The sequence below is a fragment of the Leptospira hartskeerlii genome (assembly GCF_002811475.1).
Classification (GTDB): Bacteria; Spirochaetota; Leptospiria; order Leptospirales; family Leptospiraceae; genus Leptospira_B; species Leptospira_B hartskeerlii.
In genome coordinates this window covers 61,368-79,478 of the sequence record NZ_NPDL01000010.1, presented here as the reverse complement: position 1 = coordinate 79,478, position 18,111 = coordinate 61,368, and the positions used below count along the sequence as shown (strand labels likewise).

The following is an 18,111-nucleotide window of genomic DNA, read 5'->3' as shown; positions in this document are numbered from 1 at the left end:
CCTTAGTTCTAAGACATGTCAATTTATTGCTTGAATCTTGTTTTCCTCCTAAGGATTCTTTCCTAGAATTCAAAACTGAATGGGACCTGGATAGGAAATGAGAAGACTTAAAAATAAAATTAAAGCGGCAATCTTCTTCGGATGTATGGTCTTATCCCTGACTTCCATCCATCCAAACGATCAGGTCATCTATATGAAAGATGGAAGAGTGATTACCGCAGAGATCATTTCCCAAACAGCATTCAAGATTGTAATCAAACTACCTGACGGCTCCACAAAAGAAATTTCAAAACAAGATGTCAAACGAGTTGCGTTTAAAGAAGCAAAAACTCCGGAACCTAAAGACAAAACTCCCGTTGGACCTCCTACACCTACGCCGGAAGAAATCACAAAACAACAAGAAGAAGATTCCAAAAAACAAGCCGTCCTAGACGAGAAGGCAGAAAAAAGAAAAAAACAGATCGAAGAAGCAAAACGAAACCGTATTGATATTTTCTTAGGAACTGGATCAGGAACCGTCAATTTCCAAGGTGCTAATTTTTATGATAATGTGATCGCGATCGGAAGTAGCTTAGGCCAAGATAGTGGTAAATTTGAATACCCAATAGAACCAAAACCGAAAAGCGGCAAAGCCAAATCTTTCGAAGTTAGATATTCTTGGAATAGATTCGTGGGAGAACTAGGTGCAAGTTCCGTAGCATCTACTGCGACCCAAAATATTATCGGAATAGATGGTCCGACCAGCGGAACATTCCCGAAATTAATCCATGGCAACTATGATGTTTCCATGAAACATGTTTATGGAAACTTTTCCTACTCTGTATATCCACATCCTAAATACGATATCCGTCCTGTGATCGGATACCATCAGTTCTGGACAAAGACGGAGAATTCAAATTCTTTAGCGTTCGGAGCGGGAGTTGCTCCATTATTTACTGATCAATATTTCGGAACCGATCCCACTTCTGTTGCAGAAGGTTTAAAAGGTTTCTCCTATGGGGTACAATACGATATAAAATTCGAAAAATTTGAGATTCGCACAGGATTACATATTCTTCAAATGAAAGGATACGGAACATACGATCGACAACTGAATGCTTACGCACCTGCAAGTGCTCAGACCCAAGCGGAAGACATAGACGTATACAATAAATGGGTCGCAAAGGGAGCGATCATCGATCTGAAATTTTTATATCCTTGGAAATACGGAGTCAGCTTTTGGATGGGTTTAAATAGTCTGAGCTGGACTTATACAATTTCCTCAACCGCATTGAACGTAGGCAATGAGGGTTCAGGAGCAGACCCACAAAATTACGTACTAGGAAAATTACTCTTCGAATCTCTTGTAGGCCCAGGAGCACTCAAAGAAACAAAAGCAACCACAATACAAATTGGTGCAACTTACTCGTACGACTTTAACAAATAAAATCGTTTAATTTCCCTGAAATGTTTTATCTAGAACGAAACTCAGTGAAGCGAGCCGCATACGATGCAATCTTTACGTCTGACTGTAGAGATTGTTCTGAATTCCATGGATTTGGAATCTACTTGTAAAATTCTACCGAACAAACCTGCATCTCTTTCGAAATCATTTAATAAAAATTGAATACTTTCTGTGGCCTGGATGGTTCCTATCATCCCTGCCATACTGCCTATCACTCCTGCATCCGCACATGAAGGCACATGTTCCAAAGGTGGAGGATTTTCATAGACACATCTAAAACATGCGTCCTTTCCAGGGCGAACTCCCATCACCATTCCTTCAAACCGAAGAACTCCCGCAGAGACAAAAGGGATTTTCTCTCCTACACAAATATCATTCGTAAGAAACTTAGTATCGAAATTATCGGAACCTTCCAAGACCAAATCGGATCCGCTTAGTAGATCTTTGGCGTTCTCCTTATTTAGTCTAGCCTGTATACTTTCCACACTTATATAAGGATTTAGGGATCTAAGATTTTCTGAAGAAGCTTCCGACTTGGACCTTCCTATATCAGAATGTTTGAATATGATTTGTCTTTGTAGATTGGTGGTTTCGACTATATCGGAGTCTATGATGCGGATATTTCCTACTCCGGCTGCACCTAAATACAACAAAGCCGGAGATCCAAGACCCCCGGCTCCTATTACCGTTACTACGGATTTTTTGAGTTTTTCCTGACCGCTACGCTTAACTTCGTTTAGAAGAATATTCCGAGAATAACGACTCAGTTCCTCCGGACTCAACACCGAAAAAGGATTAACCCTTTAACTTTTTAGTGAGAACGTTTAAGAAATCGGAAACAAACTCATCTGATCTGCGGTTTTTATCGGCAAATTCAACAGCTTCTTTTGCAGCGTCTTCCGCTTTCTCATTTTTGATCACGATATTCAGGATCGAAACAAGAGCAGTGTAAACGATATCTCCGTTATCAGAGCTGATCACTTTGTTTTTTAGAGCGATAGTAGAATCACCGGCTTCTCCGATTTGACCCAAAGCAATCCCAGCAGGAACGGCAACTTTAGGATCATTGGAACGGTTCAGAAGGTTGATCAATTCCGGAATCGCGGATTTTTCCTTTTTATCTCCCAAATAAAGGGAAGCTTCGATTTTTTCCTGATCGGATCCGCTGGAAAGTGCCTTGATATGATCTTCCGTGCTTTTTTCGGCAGAAACCGAAACGGTAAAAATAAGAGTGGCGAGTATTGCGAGCGTAATGGCGCTTTTTTTCATGATCTCCTCCTGTAACCGAGGAATCTTCCCTCGGGAGCCAAGATCGTCAACTCAAATAAATGGTTCGTAGGAATCGCTCGGCCTTTTGATGATGGATTCGGAATGCAATTCAGTCTTCCAGAAATCCGTCCCAAAGAATGGATCCATAGAATTAAGGAGGAATTTTTCCCTCCTAGGATCTTGGATAAGTACGTATTCTCCGAATTCATAAAAATATTTATCGGGGCTTTAATCACTTTAGGATTTCTGGCACTCATGTCTTCTTACAGCGATATCAAAGGAGACATGGCTTCCTCCAAAGGCGGAAAGATCCACGGCTGGCTTTTCATTCTATTCCGCCTCCCTCAGATGCTCATCCAGTATATCTTGAACATCGCCATACTATTTTCCGTATCTTTCACTGTGGGACAGTTTTCTGCGAACAAAGAATTGGTGGCAATGATGGCCGCCGGGATCTCTTTCAGAAGAATTGTAGCTCCGATCGTAGCATTCAGTTGTGTTCTTTGGTTCGCAGCATTCTTCTTAAAACAAACAGTTGTAGCTCCGTTAAACGCAAGAGCAAATGAAGAACATAAAATGTTAAAAGAAGGAGACCAAAACACTTTAGTCGGTGTGGTCTACCAAAAACATTTCAAGGGGCAAGAAGGTTTTTATTATATCTACTATTACGACACCAAAGAAGAAGAGATCAAAGGTGGATTCAATTACATCTGCCTGACACAGGAACAAACTCCTGATTATCTTTTGGTAGCTCAAAGAGCAAAGTTCAATTACCAAAAAGAAGTTTGGATCTTAAAAGGTGTAGAAGAGACCAAGTTCGACGACGATCTACAGGTAGTCTCCGTGCAAAAATTTGCGGAGAAGGAATACAAACTTCCGGAAAAGCCCGAATATTTTAAAAAGTTAAAAGGTTCCGTGGAAGAGATGAACTTCTTCGAACTTTCTGAAGAAAAAGAAAACCGGATCCGTAAAGGTTTATCTTACGGGGACGTCGACATTGCAAAACATACGTTATTTGCAGAACCATTACTGATCGTGGTATTGACCTTGGTAGGATGTGCCAGTGGATTTTTTACTAAAAGAATGGCGATCGTTTCTTCTCTTGGCGTTAGTATCGGAGTAGCTCTTCTTTATATGGTCATGGATCCTTCTTTCAAATCATTGGGAGAAAACGAAGTGATCCCAATCTGGCTCGCGAGTTGGATCACACCGATACTCTTTTTATCCGGACTATACGTAATTTACAAAAGGTTAAAAGTCTGAACTGAAATAAAAAAGCCTCCTATAACCGGAGGCTTTCGGAACTTTTCTTATAAAAAGAAAATTCAGTTTTTTGAATATTATTTTCCACCTTTAGGCGTAACAGTCGCTTTTGGTATAATCACTCTTAAGTTGTTCTTCAGGATCTTATATCCTCCGGAAACGGTTACGATCCCTTTGAACAAATCAGAAGTATCCGTGATCTTTGCCATGAACCAATTCTCCGTTCTAGCTTCTTCCTTTGATTCGGGGGCTCTGTATCCGTCTTCGTTACTTCTGTCGAATATGATCACTTTAACTCCCAACTTCAGGTCTTTGTCGGTGGCGATTCGGGTAATGTAAAAGTTTTTGGTCCAATATTTTTTACCGTCCGTGACTTGCATAAATTCCCCTTCCCCTTTTGTTTTGGTGGCAGAAGCAGGAGTCATTTCTTTGGCGAGATATACGTTGATATAAGTTTGATCATTATATTCTTCCCTGGAAACGAAATAATCGTCCGGTTGAATATAATGATCATCCTCTTCCGCAAATAAACCTACCGGCAACAAACTGAGATAAAACGCAACGATCGCGATCACTCTAAATACATTTTTCTTTTTCATTCCTAAACTCCGTGAAACCTATTCGTTCGCCGAAATGATTTTCGACGGTGAATAATTTATTGCATGTTAAAGATATAGTAGCGTTTAGTCAACGCTTCCTGTGGAAAGGTCGAGTTTGTTTTTGCAAAGTTTTCAAGTTCTGATCTAATTTTTTTTGGATCGAATAGTCTCAAATCTCTAAAAAAAGGATAAATTACTTTCTGAAAAAAGGACTGACAATCCTACTTTACTCGTAGATATAAACTTTAAAAAATATTAACATAGATCAACCTTGTCCCTGAAAATTTTATTTTACTTAGACCATTAGGTATAAATGATCCCTTTATGAAAAAATCCGGAAAAAACGATTCGAAAGATCCGGTCTTTGAAACCGTAAAACTAGGCAAAATTTACGATATGGGCCAAGTGAAGGTTCCAGCTTTAAATGATATCAATGTCCGATTTTTCAGGTCCGAATTTTCAGTTCTATTAGGCCCAAGCGGCAGCGGAAAATCCACCCTCCTAAACATATTAGGAGGATTGGATTCTCCTAGTTCCGGAGAAATACTTTTCAATAATAAGCCTTTACAAGTGGGTCAAAATGAGGATCTTACCGAGTTCAGAAGAAAATACGTTGGATTCGTATTCCAATTTTATAATTTGATCCCGAGCCTGACTGCAGAAGAGAATGTAAAACTTGTTACGGATATCTCGGATAATCCAATGTCTCCTTCTGAAGCGTTGGAATTGGTTGGCCTAACGGATAGAAAAGATCATTTTCCTTCTCAACTTTCCGGAGGGGAACAACAAAGGGTCGCAATTGCAAGAGCCATAGTCAAACGACCCGAAATACTTCTCTGCGACGAACCTACAGGTGCCCTGGATTTCAAAACAGGAAAGATCGTATTGGATGCGATCTCTAAGATCAACAAAGAGTTAGGCACGACGACAATCATAATCACACATAATGTTAGCATCTCTTCCATCGCAGATAGAGTCGTAGAAATGAGGGACGGATCGATAGTATCGGATAAACCGAATCTACATAAAACCTCTACTGAGAGTCTTCATTGGTAAAGGTCCTAGACAAAAAAGCCCTTCGGGAATTATTAGCATGGAAGTCCCAGGCTTTGACTATCACATTAGTGATTGCATCCGGGATCGCGGTGTATCTAACTTCCTTAAGTGCCTACGATTCCCTCCTGGTTTCCAGAAATAATTTTTACGCGGAATATTCGCTTTCCCAAGGATTCGTTTCTCTCCACAAAGCACCCAAATCTATAATTTTAGATATTTCTAAAGTACCGGGAGTTTCATATGCGGAAGGAAGTATCATTGAAGATATAGTTTTGGATTTTGAATCCGAATCAATTCCGAGTGGAGGAAGAATAGTCACCTTAACGGAAGGTTTAAACCGTTTGGCATTATTACAAGGAAGATTGCCTCGAGAAAAAGACGAAACTGTGATCAGTGAAGCATTCTCCTTGGCAAATCGATTGGAACCCGGTTCCAAACTCACTGCAGTTTTAGAAGGAAAGAAAAAAATACTGACCGTCTCAGGGATCGCACTTTCCCCGGAATACGTGTACGTTTTTCGCCCAGGCGGATTTCTACCGGATGACAAACATTATGGGATCCTATGGATGAAAAAGGAAAGTGTAGAAGAGATCTTCGACATGAACGGGGCGGTAAACGATATCGTATTCGACTTTGCTCCTAATGCCGAAAAAAACTCAGTCCTCAAAGAAGTGGATCTAAAATTGACCTCATTCGGAGGCTTAGGCTCTTACGATAGGGACAAACTTCCATCTCACTCCTTTCTTCGAGACGAATTCAAACAATTAAAAACGACTGCATATTCCATTCCAATGGTATTTTTGGGAGTAGCAGCCTTCCTTCTTCATATAGTCTCTTCCAGAATGATATCCAAACAAAGAGAACAGATCGCCACTTTAAAGGCGCTCGGATACGGAGATAGAAGTATCGCCTTCCATTATTTAAAGATAATATTATTTATATGCATCATAGGTTCTCTTTTGGGAATTATATTCGGATATTACTTGGGAACAAAAATGGTAGGGCTATACGGAGATTATTATAAATTTCCGAATCTAAAATTCCTATTCGACCCTAGATTAGCGATCCAAGCAGTATTGATCGGCATAGTTTCAGGGATGGCCGGATCTTTGTTGTCGATCCGTAAGGCAACTTCTCTTCAGCCTGCCCAAGCGATGAGACCTCCTTCTCCGGAAAACTTCTCCAAAAGTTTCCTAGAAGAATATTGGAAGGATCTTCCGGTAATTTATAGGATCGCCATACGAAACCTGATCAGAAGACCTGGAAGGACCTTATTATTCGTATTAGGAGTTTCTTCTTCCGTAATGATCATGGTCCTCGGCTTGTTCTCTAGAGACACGATGAACTCGATCCTAAAAATACAATTCGAAGATTTGCAAAGGGACACAGTTACATTAAATTTCCAAAATTCAATCTCGTCAGATTCCATTTTGGAATTAACGAATAAGGAAGGGGTCCTATTGGCAGAAGGATATAGATCCGTACCGATCCGTATCCGTTATGGAAATTCAAGTAAAGAGATCGTTCTAACAGGGATGCCCGAAAATTCCTCCCTTAGAAGATTGATTAACGAACAAGGGCAAAATGTCCCGGTTCCGGAGGATGGCATTCTCTTAAATTCCGGTTTGGCGGAAAAGTTCGGGATCCGTAAAGGAGATAAAATACAACTGGAAGTATTGGAAGGACAAAGGATCAAAACGGAAGTAGAAGTAACCGGGATCATCAATGAAATCTTAGGACAAGGAGCCTACAAGGAGATCCAATCCTTAAACAGATTATTAAGAGAAGGAGATCAGGTAAATATTGCCGCACTTTGGACGGACTCCTCCAAAGAAGAAGCCTTATTGAATGAATTAAAATCCTATCCGAAGATCTCGGGAGTATCTACGCGAGCAAGGACCTTAAAAATATTTTATGAACTAATGTCGCGAAGCACATTAACGACTTCATTGATCATAATGATTTTTGCATGTATTATTTCCGTAGGAGTGGTCTATAATACCGCTTTGATCTCACTTTCCGAAAGAGCCTTCGAATTGGGTAGTTTGAGGATCTTAGGTTTTACCAAAACGGAAGTTTTTATAATATTATCCGGAGAATTGACTATTGTAATTCTAGCGTCCTTGCCTCTCGGATGTTTGCTCGGTTATTTTTCCGGATATGGGATCTTAAACACGGTGGAAACAGAAGGATTTAAGATCCCTTTATACGTTTCTCCAAAAACGTACGTAATTTCAGTCTTTACTGTACTGACTACCTCTGTATTTAGTTTCTGGATACTATACATCAAAATAAGATCATTGGATCTGATCTCCATATTAAAGGTAAGAGAATAAAAAATGCAACTTAAGGAAATTCTGTTAAACTTATATTCCAATAAGATCGCCCGCCTCTCTATTGCCGGAATTTTGCTACTACTTTTAGGCTGGTGGATCTTACGACCCAAACCGCTACAAGTGGACATAGGAAAGGTAGAGAAAGGAACTTACAGACAAATCGTGGAAGAAGAAGGTACAACAAGAGTAAAAGAAAAATTTACCCTTTTCTCTCCTGTAAATGGAGTACTGCAAAGATTAGAAAAACACGTGGGAGAAAAAGTAGATAAGGGAGAGACCGTTGCAATCGTACGCTGGGATTATGATAGAAAAGTAAAGTCCCCGATTTCAGGAAGTATTCTGTCCATACAAAGAGAAAGTGAAGGCCCTATCTCCATGGGGGCGCCTATCCTAGACATCGGTAATACTTCTTCCCTTGAGATCGTATGCGACGTGCTTACCCAAGATAGTACCCATATTCATCCGGGAGATCCTGTTTTGATTGAAGGATGGGGAGGAGAACCTTTCCAAGGAAAAGTCAAACTGATAGAACCTGCGGCCTTCACTAAAATTTCCTCCTTAGGAGTGGAAGAACAAAGGGTCAGGACAATCATAGATATAGCTCCCCCTTCTCAGATGGGAGATTCTTTCCGGGTCCAGGCCAAAATAGTATCCTTTAGCAAAGATAACGTGCTAATCCTCCCAACAGCCGCGCTGTTCAGGGAAGGAGAAAACTGGGCGGTCTTCAAAGTGGTAAAAGGTAAGGCGCAGAAGACTAACGTGAAGATCGAAGCAAGAAGCGGAAAGTCTTCCCTTTTAACGGAAGGTCTACAAGAAGGAGACGAAGTGGTTTTATATCCTACCGAAGAGATACAGAACGGAAAAAGGGTAAAATAACCCAATATAACCTATTCGGATTTTTTTCCGAAAAAACTGAATTTTTTGAAAAAAATTCATTGGTTCTCTAAAGTTTGACCGATACTTAGTACAGATATGCCTAGGGAGTAACCGCTTAGATGCGACATAAACTCTTCGGAAAATGAAGAATCGGATTTATCTACCGATTTTCCAGAGGTCGCCAGGATTACACCGAAAGGAGGGTAAAGAACATGGACGTTCAACTTACGAATCTAGTCTCATCAGCAGAGAAACTTCTCCGCGACAAGAGATCTTCCGTTCCAGGAAAAACGGGAGTGCCCTCGGAAGCCCAAAACGCAGCCGACAAAACCGAGTTTTCTAGTAGCTTAACTACTAGATACTTGAAAGTTCAAGAAACCTTGGGAAATCTCCAAGAACAACTTTCTAAAGAACAAATGAAACTCGGAGTACTGAGCGAAGCTAAGAGCACGCCTAAAGATGATCTAATCAATATTCTTTTCGGCGAAACTCCTTTGTTCAGAGAATTGGTAGAAAATCCAAATCAGGATCTAAACCAATTGAAAGAGCAGGTCCAAGTGAAAAAGGACCAACTGATGGATTCTATCCGCAAATACGAAGTGGAATCCGAGAATGTGCTCTCCGTCGGAATGCTTAAGAACCCTGAAAATTTCCGGAAATCAATAGAGAACCTTTCCGGCAAAGATATTCAGATGAAACAGCTATCCGAGAAAACGATAGAAAGACTGATCCAAGATTAAAAAGCTCTTGCGAGCCCGGATCTTAAAACGATGCTGTGGCTGCAATGGCGTTTAAATTCCGGATTTTATTACTCTTACTTCTACCCCCATTGTATCTTTCTTTGGTCGCTCAGACCTCAGATCCATATCATTATGTTCTAATCACATCCGGAGTGTTAAACGTTAGAGAAACTCCTGAGAATGGAAAGATCCTCTTCACATTAAACAGGGGAAACAAAGTTAAAATCCTTCCTGACGAAACAAAAGGCCCAATCGATTGGAGCAAGATCAAAACGGAAGATGGTAGAACAGGTTTTGTTTCCAGAAAATATTTAGGACTCACACCTCCGGACACGTTGGACGAATACAAATTGATTGGATTCGTTTGGTCCGGATATGATCCAAAAGATCTTCCAACCTTTGTTCCTCTTGCATTTTTCAGTCAAAAAGGTTGGCAAGAAGCAAAAGACGAATACGAATTCGATTATAAATTCAGAAGTGGTGTGAATACTTCTCTTCCTTCTTTTTCATTATTAGAAGGAGACAAGGGTCCCTCTTTTTCCGCGGCCTCGCCTACTACATATGGATGCCAATCGCTTCCAGCTTTAAAAGTTAAACCGGCAGGAGATGTGAAAGCCAAAAAAGATTGGCTGGTATATTCTCCTGATCTAGGACTACAATCCATTCCACTTCAAGAGTTATCCAAAACGGATACAGATTATACTCTTTTTAAAAACTTAGCGGAAACCACTTGGAAAGCAAGAGGATATCCTGAAACGGAATGGCTTCATTCCACTATGGAAGAAGTATATTCTTTCAAAAATAGTAAAAAGGAAACCTTTCTGTCCGGAAGGATCGTGTATCATAAAAAAGGCGCTGAAAGAAGATATCTCTATCTACTTGGACGCAAATTCGGAACGGATAGGGTTTTGATCTCTTACGAAAAGTCCGAAAAGTTAACGGAAGAAGTGGGATTTTACGGTGGTTCCTATCATTTGATCGGAGTCATCTATAGAGAAGAAGATCCGGTCCCTATATTATTATTTACTGATATAGGCTACGACTCTTCCATTAAATCTTTGTATGAATTGAAGAACGGTACCTTGCAATTATTATTAAGAGGTGCAGGAGACGCCTGTTAACATTCTTCTGTTCCCGCCGCTCTAACAAACGGCGGGGTTTTAGATTTCTTTAAACCTTAGAAAGTGTTGCCACAGGATAATCAGTATATCCTTTTTCACCAGGAGTATAGAAAGTAGAAGCGTCCGGCTCTGCAAGAGGGATCCCCTTCTCCAATCTGTCGACTAAATCCGGATTAGAAAGAAAGTTACGTCCGAATGCGATCAAATCCGCATTCTTTTCTTTCAGATCGGAATCCGCACGTTCCGGATCATATCCCCCTGAAAGAATATAAGCTCCATTCGGATTTTGGGATTTATATGATTCTCTGATCAAAGCAACCACAGAAGCAGTCGGTTTTGGAGCTCCCATAGAAGAATGATCCACGATATGGATGTAAACTAGTCCTAGTTTTCCTAAGGACGTAGCCAGATCCTTGTATTGTTCTTCTATTTCATTATGAATTTCTAAATCGTTGAATACGCCGTAAGGAGAAAGTCTGATCCCTACTTTGTCTGCACCTATCGCGTCCACAACTGCAGTAGCAACTTCCACAGCGAATCTATTTCTTTTCTTCCAATCTCCGCCGTATTCATCGTTTCGATGGTTTGCACTTGGATGCAAAAATTGTTCTATCAAATATCCGTTGGCACCATGAAGCTCTACTCCATCGAATCCCGCTTTGATCGCATTCTCCGCAGCATTCACATATTCACGGATCGCAACTTGGATGTCTTTTGAATTCATTTCTCTCGGAGAAGAATAAGACTGCATACCTTCTGCATCAGTCCATATAGTTCCTTTCAGTCCAATCGCAGAAGGTCCTATCACTTCCGCACCTTTCGGTAGATTAAGATAATTCCCTACTCTTCCGGAATGCATGAGCTGCATGAATATTCTTCCTTGTTTAGCATGCACTTCTTCCGTTACCTTCTTCCAGCCTTGAACTTGCTCTTCCGAAAAAATTCCAGGGATCCTTGCATATCCTAAGCCATTAGGAGAAAGAGAAACGCCTTCCGTAATCAATAGACCGGCACTTGCTCTTTGGGAATAATATTCCGCCATCAAATCGTTCGGAATATTTCCGATCGCTCTGGATCGGGTCATGGGAGCCATAACCGCTCTGTTTTTTAGCTTATTTTTTCCTAATGTATATTCGGTAAATAATAGATTCATTTCTTTCCTCAGATCTTAGACAGGAAAATACTTCATGAGTAAACCTTTTTTATATAAAGCAATAGAGAAAAGATAAGAAGAAGGCGCCGGGATTTCCCGCCGACCTAAGTTCAGCCGTCGGCCAGCGATCCTAATTAAGGACCGAGTAGATCTACAGTGTCTTTGTAGAATTGTTTCATTCTTTGGTAAGAAGTTTCAGGAAGTTTTCTATCTTGATCATTGTTTAAATATTTTTTAACAGGCAATAATCTGAACTGGGCCCTCGATCCTGACCTGTCTATATAAACCCAAACCGGTTCGTAAGCTATATCAAAAATATTTAATTTATCATTTTCCTTAGATAAGGAGAATTTTAGAATAAGCCCGCCATCCACATAACGTCTATCCTGCCCGGAGATAAAATTACCCAAAGAATAAATATAAAATCTCTCTTTTGAGATCCCGAATTTATCCTTTATCGTTTTTTTGCCGAACTTCTGGAGAGTGTGAGGATGTCCTCCGAGCACAATATCCGCTCCGGAAGAAAATGCATGGTCTACCATTTCCACTTGGAAAGGATCCGGCTGGTGCAGATATTCTGTTCCGTAATGATACATTACGATAATTGCATCCGGTTTGGATTTTTTTGCCAGAGCTATATCGGAAGCGATCTGGTCTTTATCTATCAGGTTTATTACTGTTCCAGCAGGGATTTCCAAACCATTGGTTCCATAAGTATAATCCAAAAATGCAAGATTCAGATTTCCCACAGAAACGAATAATATTCTATTTTTCTCATATTCTTCTTTATCCTTGTAAGTCCCTAAATGTTTTAGACCTAATTGATCTAATACAGATAGAGTCCTTACAACTCCCAACTTGCCCTTATCACAGGAATGGTTATTAGCAGTGGAAAGTACATCGAAGCCGATGTCCTTGATCGCTTTAGCAAGAGAGTCCGGGGCTCCGAACTGAGGATAACCGGTATAATGTTTTGGATCTCCAGGAAGAGTAGTTTCCAAATTTCCAACTGCAAGATCTGCTTCAGAGATCATGGAAGATACTTCTTGGAATACCTCGTCGAATTTCCAACAATCACATTCTTTATCATAAGCTGTATCAATCTGAGTTTGGTGAGACATGATATCTCCCACTGCTACAATTCTAACTGCGTCAGTGGGAGATCCAGATTTAACGTTCTGAGAAGAACAAGGAACTGCAAAAAACGCAATCCCTAAACAAAAGATACAGCTTCGGATCATTTTTTAGGTTCCGGAGGTAATGCTTCGATTAAAGAGAATCCTTTTTCAATCGGCTTACGATTCCGAAGAAGTATCGTTGTATATAGAACATTTTCTTTTGTCAGCCAAGTCTTCAGGTTATCCAAAGATTGGATATTATAATGGAAAGGGAACGCTACAGGAAACATTTCTCCATCAGGAAATCCGTATACCTTAGCACCTTTTGTGACCGTACGGATCACGATACTTTTAGAATCTCCGTATAAATTCAGAAAATTCTTTCTCATTCCTTCCGGATATCTAAAATATTCTTCCGCATTAGAAGTATATAAAATACGGATCGGGATCTCCAACTCTTTGGCCTTTTCAGAAATAGAATTTATGGTCTTATCGCCCAATAAATTCCCGTCGATCGCGATTATTTTTCCATCTAATACCAGATTTCTTAAATAATCATAATCCTTTGTATCATTATGAAAGGAAGTAAACTCAGGATATACTTTAGAGATCTTATGCAAATCTCCTAAACGTTGAGGAACTGCTCCTTTTCTGAGCGCGATTTGATACGACTTTAGAATTACTTGATATTCCGGATCATTCGAAAATCTCTTTTCTATAATAGAAAGAACATCGTTCTTATTCTTAGGATCCCAAAGTTTTTCGTATTCCGGATAAGTAGGGGAAATTTCTATAAAATGAAGATGTAAACGATTGATAGAAACCGTTACCGGATCAAAATCGAAAAGATAAGCGAATTCGCTTCTTGCCCAAGCGATCAAAGTTAGATTCTGATCTGTTCCAACTCCCATATATCCACCGCCTAAACCCACTACCCTGGATTTAAACAGGTCCAATCTCCTTTCGTTAGAAGAAGGATAATGTTCTGCATGAAGATGACGATCTGCTGGAGGAGTATCGATTGCTGAAAGTTGTAATCCTTCTCTAGTTAAGGAAGCCTTTCTTCCAAAAACGGAATGATCTCCTTGGCCTTGGCCGGTGGAACAATCTATAAGGTAGAAAACCGAGCAAATGAATAATGCCGTTAAGAATAGATTCTTTTTATTTTTGTGTAAAACGACCATACTAGGCCCTTTTTTTCTCATGAAATCCTGCATCCCCTGGGTACTAATACCCTTGCATACAGAACTTATTAAACGGCCCTTATACGGGAAGAACTTTACTGGAGTAAGGATACAAAGCCGGTCTTCTTTCAAGAAGATGAAGACCGGACAGAATCTGAAAATATTCGGCTACATTCCTGAGGTAGCGTATAGCTTCTTCAAATCAGCAGCTATATTCTTTTGCATTGCTTCGTTTGTTCCGCCACCGATAGAAAGTAAGATCGCATCTCTATGTAATCTTTCTACAGGATATTCTCTACAATATCCATAACCACCCAACACTTGGATTGCGTTCCTAGAAACTCTTTCCGCCATTTGAGTAGATACAAGTTTTGCAGAAGCGGCTCCGAGCGAGTTGCGATTTTCAGGATGGATCTTAGAAGCAACGTCATATACCAATGCGCGTGCAGCTTGATAATCCGCATAAGACTCGGCGAGCAATCTTTGGATCTGTCCGAATTCTATCAGCTTCTTATCAAAAGCTTCTCTATGCAGGATAGAATATTCGCACATCACATCTATACAACGTTTAGCTATCCCTAAAGATTGAGCAGCGAGAGTTACTCTTTCAATCTCCAGATTTCTCATCATATGAGTTAGGGCCCCATCTTCGGCACCGATTAAATTTTCCGCAGGAACTTCCATGTTCTCGAAGATCAGCTGGGTAGTAGGAGAGGATCTCATTCCCATCTTCTCTTCTTTTTTGCCGAAACTAAATCCGGGATAAGAACTCTCTACGATAAACGAAGTGGTTCTACGAGAGTCTTTGCTAGTTTTTGCATATACTAAGAAGACCTGACCTACGATCCCATTTGTGATAAATTGCTTTCTACCGTTTAACACGAATTTATCGCCCTTGCGAGTAGCGACGGTTGCCATTCCAAGAACGTCTGTTCCTGCTCCTGGTTCTGTCATTCCCATTCCGCCGATCCATTCGCCGGAGAGAACCTTAGGCATGTATTTAGCTCTTTGGGAAGGATTACCGCTATGATAGAAATTGTTTACGAAAAGTACTTCATGAGCTAAATATGATAGAGTAAATCCAGGATCGTAAGCGGAGAATTCTTCGTGGATAATCACACTTGCAACAGGGTCTAATCCCATTCCCCCATCTTCTTGAGGAACAGTGACTCCGAATATTCCTAATTCTGCTCCTAATCGACGGAATAGATCCTTATTAAAGGATTCCTCGTCATCATGATCCTTTGCTTGCAGATCCAAATTCTCTTTTGCAAAAGCGTTTACATTCTCCCTTAAGGAAAGATGATCATCCGTTGGATTATATAGATCTATTTTTTTTTCTTGGATTCCCTTCATTCTAATGCCCTATTCAGTTTCAACTTAAGTATTTTGGACCCACTGTAAATTGCAACCGAGTTACTGAGCTTAACTATATTTAAGAAGACCTAAATCTCGATCTTTAAATACAAGCTTTACAAATCGAGGATAAGATATTATTTCGTATTAGGCAGTGGTTTCCTTGGTAAATTTCTTATTTTTTTTAGGCATCATCCTAAATACTTATTTTATATCGGTCATTCTTCATAAAAAAGGACTTCCACAACCATTATCCAGAAACTTAGTCGCTTTTACCCTCTCCATTTTAGTAGTGGGGTCCATTGCTCTTCTTTTAGTTTCTTTTGAATCTTACAAAATCCTTTCTGTTGTCTTAATCCAACTTTTAATCTCCGGATCATTCGCTGGATATATATTCTTTCGCAAAATTGATATTAGATTGAACCCACTTTCAGGTTGGGACAGTTCAAAAAGTTTAGTCACTAACATCATTCTGGCTTTGTTACTTTTGAGTGCAGGAGCAATGTATTCTCTTTTTCCAATCGAGTATATCAAGGGAGATAGGGACCACGGAGTGTATGTGGTTTTTGGAAGTAAGATCCAAAAAACAGGCGGGCTGAACTTTGATGATTTTCGCTACCAGGACCTGACCCAGGTTTTAGGGGATAACATTATTTATGGTTATCCTGCAATCCATTCCGATCATTCTCCCCAGGATCCGTCGGTTCCTATCGGTTCTCTTTCTCCCCGCTTCTATCCACTCTTTCCCACTTATTTAGCCCTATCTGCGGATCTATTCGGATTGGATGCAATGTTCCGAGTAAATTCGATCTTCGGAGTATTGTCCTTAGTCATCATCTTTCTGATCGTGAAAAAATGGATAGGGTCCTGGGGAGCGTTGGTCGCAGTCCTTTTCTGCGCATTCAATCCTGCCCAACTCTGGAACGTTAGGGCGACCCTATCAGAACCATTAGGGCAAATGCTGATCTTATTTTCCTCGTATTTAGCTCTTTATTTTTTCCGGAAAAATAATGGGTGGATGTTCTTTGCAGGAGGCATCTTAGGATTAAGTAGCTTCAATAGGATCGACAGTTTAATTTATTTTCCGGCAATCGTGATCTTCGTAGGTTATTTATTATTCTTACGAAAGAAGTCCCTTTGGAAAGGATTTAATTTTTTGTTTGGATATTCGACAGTCTCGATCTTAGGCGTTCTGTATGGATATATCAATTCAAAATCGTACATGGTTGATCTTTGGAAAAGTAATCAGTTGCTTAAACTTACCTTACTCTGCGTTACTTCTTCTTTAGTTCTATTTACCCTTTTGTTTTTTGCCAACTTGAAAATAGGGAAAGCATTAGTCGAAACAGCCAGGAATCTGATCTTAAGAAATAGGAAAACCCTAAGGATCTTATTTGCTCTTTCTTTATTTTTGCTAATTACATTTGGATATTCCATCCGCCCGTCACTGAGTAATTCGGAAGTCATTAATGATTTTGCATATTTTAGAAAGAACGGATTCTTATTCTTTTTATTATATGTTCCTTTGTCCCTAGTGTTACTCGGAATTGGAGGATACGATCTATTAGTCTTCCGGAAAAAATCTTCTGGTTCTCTTGTATTTTTGTCATTAGGCTCTCTCCTCTCTTTTGTTTATTTTTACGATCCGAGTATTTATCCGGATCATTTCTGGGCTTCCAGGCGTTGGGTATTATTTCCTATTCCTTTTGCATGTATCATGGGAGTCATTGGACTTTATTCTTTACCAATTAGAAAACAGGCAATTAAATCCGCTCTGATTGCTTTGGTCATCGCAGGCTATATATATCATCTTTATAATAGAGATAGATTAATATTCTTTGAAAGAATGTTATCTGGTTATTCGGAAGAATTCGAAAGACTTTCAGTTTCCCTTCCAAATGAGAAGGCGATTTATTTTACTAAAAAACAAGATCTTGCGAGCCCACTTCGTTATCTAAGTGGAAGAGATACTTATCTTATCCACAAGACCCGTCCTTTTTTAGAAAAGGCAAGCCAACTAATTGAATTAGGTTGGAATGTATATTTGATCGACGAGGATGCTAATTTAGAAGGCGGTCCTATTACTATAGAAAAAGTAGATACGATCCACCTAGAAGGAAATTATCCTTTGGATACTGTGAATCGTTATCCGGATATACTCCTATATAGAGGAACCTTCTTACACGTTTATAAATTAGGACTAAGTCCTAAGGCTTCTACTCCCGCAAAGAGATCCGTTTCTTTAGATCCTTCTCAATTTGCTTATATGCTAAAGACAGTACGGTCGGAACGCAAGAACCAACTGAATGCTTATGAAGAATTAAAAGGTTACGATTATTATATTTCAAAAGATCCTAAAGGAAAGTTTCGAGTGGAATTCGAAGGAGAATCCTTAACCCAAGCGACTTTCAGTGTAACTGCCAACCAATCTTCTTCCGTAATTTTTCCGGAATCCTCGGGCATTGGAGATGATCAGAAGATGAGCATCGAATTCTCTGTGGAAAACCCGGAAACAGACGATGTGCAGATCAGGTTCCATACCAAAAAGGACAAACAAGCAGTTCTTAAATCCCTGCAATTATCTAGAATTCCCTGA

15 protein-coding genes are annotated in these 18,111 nt (G+C 39.9%); 8 read left to right on the top strand and 7 right to left on the bottom strand.

Annotation, left to right across the window (positions count from 1 at the left end):
* Positions 1-97: 97 nt before the first annotated feature.
* Complete coding sequence (locus CH352_RS16830) at positions 98-1,426, top strand: LA_0442/LA_0875 N-terminal domain-containing protein (protein WP_100705202.1); 1,329 nt, start codon at positions 98-100, stop codon at positions 1,424-1,426.
* A 41-nt stretch (positions 1,427-1,467) separates the two neighbouring features.
* Here CH352_RS16830 and CH352_RS16825 read toward each other — a convergent pair whose 3' ends face one another.
* Together CH352_RS16825 and CH352_RS16820 are read right to left on the bottom strand one after the other, a co-directional pair.
* A complete protein-coding gene (locus CH352_RS16825; RefSeq protein ID WP_100705201.1) occupies positions 1,468-2,229 on the bottom strand; it encodes a HesA/MoeB/ThiF family protein in 762 nt (253 codons plus the stop codon).
* A gap of 10 nt (positions 2,230-2,239) precedes the next feature.
* Positions 2,240-2,713 (bottom strand): HEAT repeat domain-containing protein, encoded by a 474-nt coding sequence (locus tag CH352_RS16820; RefSeq protein ID WP_100705200.1) that lies wholly within the window; start codon positions 2,711-2,713, stop codon positions 2,240-2,242.
* 102 nt (positions 2,714-2,815) lie between these two features.
* Between CH352_RS16820 and CH352_RS16815 the strand changes: the two genes are divergently transcribed.
* A complete protein-coding gene (locus tag CH352_RS16815) occupies positions 2,816-3,976 on the top strand; it encodes an LptF/LptG family permease (protein WP_100705199.1) in 1,161 nt (386 codons plus the stop codon).
* Positions 3,977-4,053: 77 nt separating this feature from the next.
* On the opposite strand, the gene CH352_RS16810 is transcribed toward CH352_RS16815, so the two are convergent.
* Positions 4,054-4,575: a hypothetical protein gene (locus CH352_RS16810; protein ID WP_100705198.1), complete on the bottom strand. Its 522-nt coding sequence runs from the start codon at positions 4,573-4,575 to the stop codon at positions 4,054-4,056.
* 324 nt (positions 4,576-4,899) lie between these two features.
* Between CH352_RS16810 and CH352_RS16805 the strand changes: the two genes are divergently transcribed.
* The 5 genes from CH352_RS16805 (at position 4,900) to CH352_RS16785 (ending at position 10,704) form a co-directional block, all read left to right on the top strand.
* Positions 4,900-5,631, top strand: a complete 732-nt coding sequence (locus CH352_RS16805; RefSeq protein ID WP_100705197.1) for an ABC transporter ATP-binding protein — start codon at positions 4,900-4,902, stop codon at positions 5,629-5,631.
* Positions 5,625-7,967 (top strand): ABC transporter permease, encoded by a 2,343-nt coding sequence (locus CH352_RS16800; RefSeq protein WP_100733520.1) that lies wholly within the window; start codon positions 5,625-5,627, stop codon positions 7,965-7,967. The genes CH352_RS16805 and CH352_RS16800 overlap by 7 nt, the downstream gene beginning before the upstream one ends.
* Positions 7,968-7,970: 3 nt before the next feature.
* Positions 7,971-8,843 carry an efflux RND transporter periplasmic adaptor subunit gene (locus CH352_RS16795; RefSeq protein WP_100705195.1) on the top strand — a complete coding sequence of 291 codons (873 nt, stop codon included), beginning with the start codon at positions 7,971-7,973 and terminating at the stop codon, positions 8,841-8,843.
* Between the two features lie 212 nt (positions 8,844-9,055).
* Positions 9,056-9,583 carry an LIC10415 family protein gene (locus CH352_RS16790; protein WP_100705194.1) on the top strand — a complete coding sequence of 176 codons (528 nt, stop codon included), beginning with the start codon at positions 9,056-9,058 and terminating at the stop codon, positions 9,581-9,583.
* A gap of 35 nt (positions 9,584-9,618) precedes the next feature.
* Positions 9,619-10,704, top strand: coding sequence for an SH3 domain-containing protein (locus CH352_RS16785; RefSeq protein WP_100705193.1), 1,086 nt, complete (start codon positions 9,619-9,621; stop codon positions 10,702-10,704).
* 49 nt (positions 10,705-10,753) lie between these two features.
* Here the strand turns inward: CH352_RS16785 and CH352_RS16780 are convergent, their stop codons facing one another.
* The 4 genes from CH352_RS16780 to CH352_RS16765 form a co-directional block, all read right to left on the bottom strand.
* Positions 10,754-11,857: an alkene reductase gene (locus CH352_RS16780; protein ID WP_100705192.1), complete on the bottom strand. Its 1,104-nt coding sequence runs from the start codon at positions 11,855-11,857 to the stop codon at positions 10,754-10,756.
* Positions 11,858-11,991: 134 nt separating this feature from the next.
* A complete protein-coding gene (locus CH352_RS16775) occupies positions 11,992-13,098 on the bottom strand; it encodes a CapA family protein (RefSeq protein WP_100705191.1) in 1,107 nt (368 codons plus the stop codon).
* Complete coding sequence (locus CH352_RS16770) at positions 13,095-14,180, bottom strand: LIC_10091 family lipoprotein (RefSeq protein ID WP_100705190.1); 1,086 nt, start codon at positions 14,178-14,180, stop codon at positions 13,095-13,097. The genes CH352_RS16775 and CH352_RS16770 overlap by 4 nt, the downstream gene beginning before the upstream one ends.
* 147 nt (positions 14,181-14,327) lie before the next feature.
* Positions 14,328-15,515, bottom strand: a complete 1,188-nt coding sequence (locus CH352_RS16765; RefSeq protein WP_100705189.1) for an acyl-CoA dehydrogenase family protein — start codon at positions 15,513-15,515, stop codon at positions 14,328-14,330.
* Between the two features lie 154 nt (positions 15,516-15,669).
* Between CH352_RS16765 and CH352_RS16760 the strand changes: the two genes are divergently transcribed.
* Positions 15,670-18,111, top strand: a complete 2,442-nt coding sequence (locus CH352_RS16760) for a glycosyltransferase family 39 protein (RefSeq protein ID WP_100705188.1) — start codon at positions 15,670-15,672, stop codon at positions 18,109-18,111.

What these genes read in the sequence shown, in the direction of transcription:
- CH352_RS16830 (WP_100705202.1), top strand. Translation starts at nt 98, where the DNA reads ATGAGAAGACTTAAAAATAAAATTAAAGCGGCAATCTTCTTCGGATGT.
- CH352_RS16820 (WP_100705200.1), bottom strand. Translation starts at nt 2,713, where the DNA reads ATGAAAAAAAGCGCCATTACGCTCGCAATACTCGCCACTCTTATTTTT.
- CH352_RS16815 (WP_100705199.1), top strand. Translation starts at nt 2,816, where the DNA reads ATGCAATTCAGTCTTCCAGAAATCCGTCCCAAAGAATGGATCCATAGA.
- CH352_RS16810 (WP_100705198.1), bottom strand. Translation starts at nt 4,575, where the DNA reads ATGAAAAAGAAAAATGTATTTAGAGTGATCGCGATCGTTGCGTTTTAT.
- CH352_RS16805 (WP_100705197.1), top strand. Translation starts at nt 4,900, where the DNA reads ATGAAAAAATCCGGAAAAAACGATTCGAAAGATCCGGTCTTTGAAACC.
- CH352_RS16795 (WP_100705195.1), top strand. Translation starts at nt 7,971, where the DNA reads ATGCAACTTAAGGAAATTCTGTTAAACTTATATTCCAATAAGATCGCC.
- CH352_RS16790 (WP_100705194.1), top strand. Translation starts at nt 9,056, where the DNA reads ATGGACGTTCAACTTACGAATCTAGTCTCATCAGCAGAGAAACTTCTC.
- CH352_RS16780 (WP_100705192.1), bottom strand. Translation starts at nt 11,857, where the DNA reads ATGAATCTATTATTTACCGAATATACATTAGGAAAAAATAAGCTAAAA.
- CH352_RS16775 (WP_100705191.1), bottom strand. Translation starts at nt 13,098, where the DNA reads ATGATCCGAAGCTGTATCTTTTGTTTAGGGATTGCGTTTTTTGCAGTT.
- CH352_RS16770 (WP_100705190.1), bottom strand. Translation starts at nt 14,180, where the DNA reads ATGAGAAAAAAAGGGCCTAGTATGGTCGTTTTACACAAAAATAAAAAG.
- CH352_RS16765 (WP_100705189.1), bottom strand. Translation starts at nt 15,515, where the DNA reads ATGAAGGGAATCCAAGAAAAAAAAATAGATCTATATAATCCAACGGAT.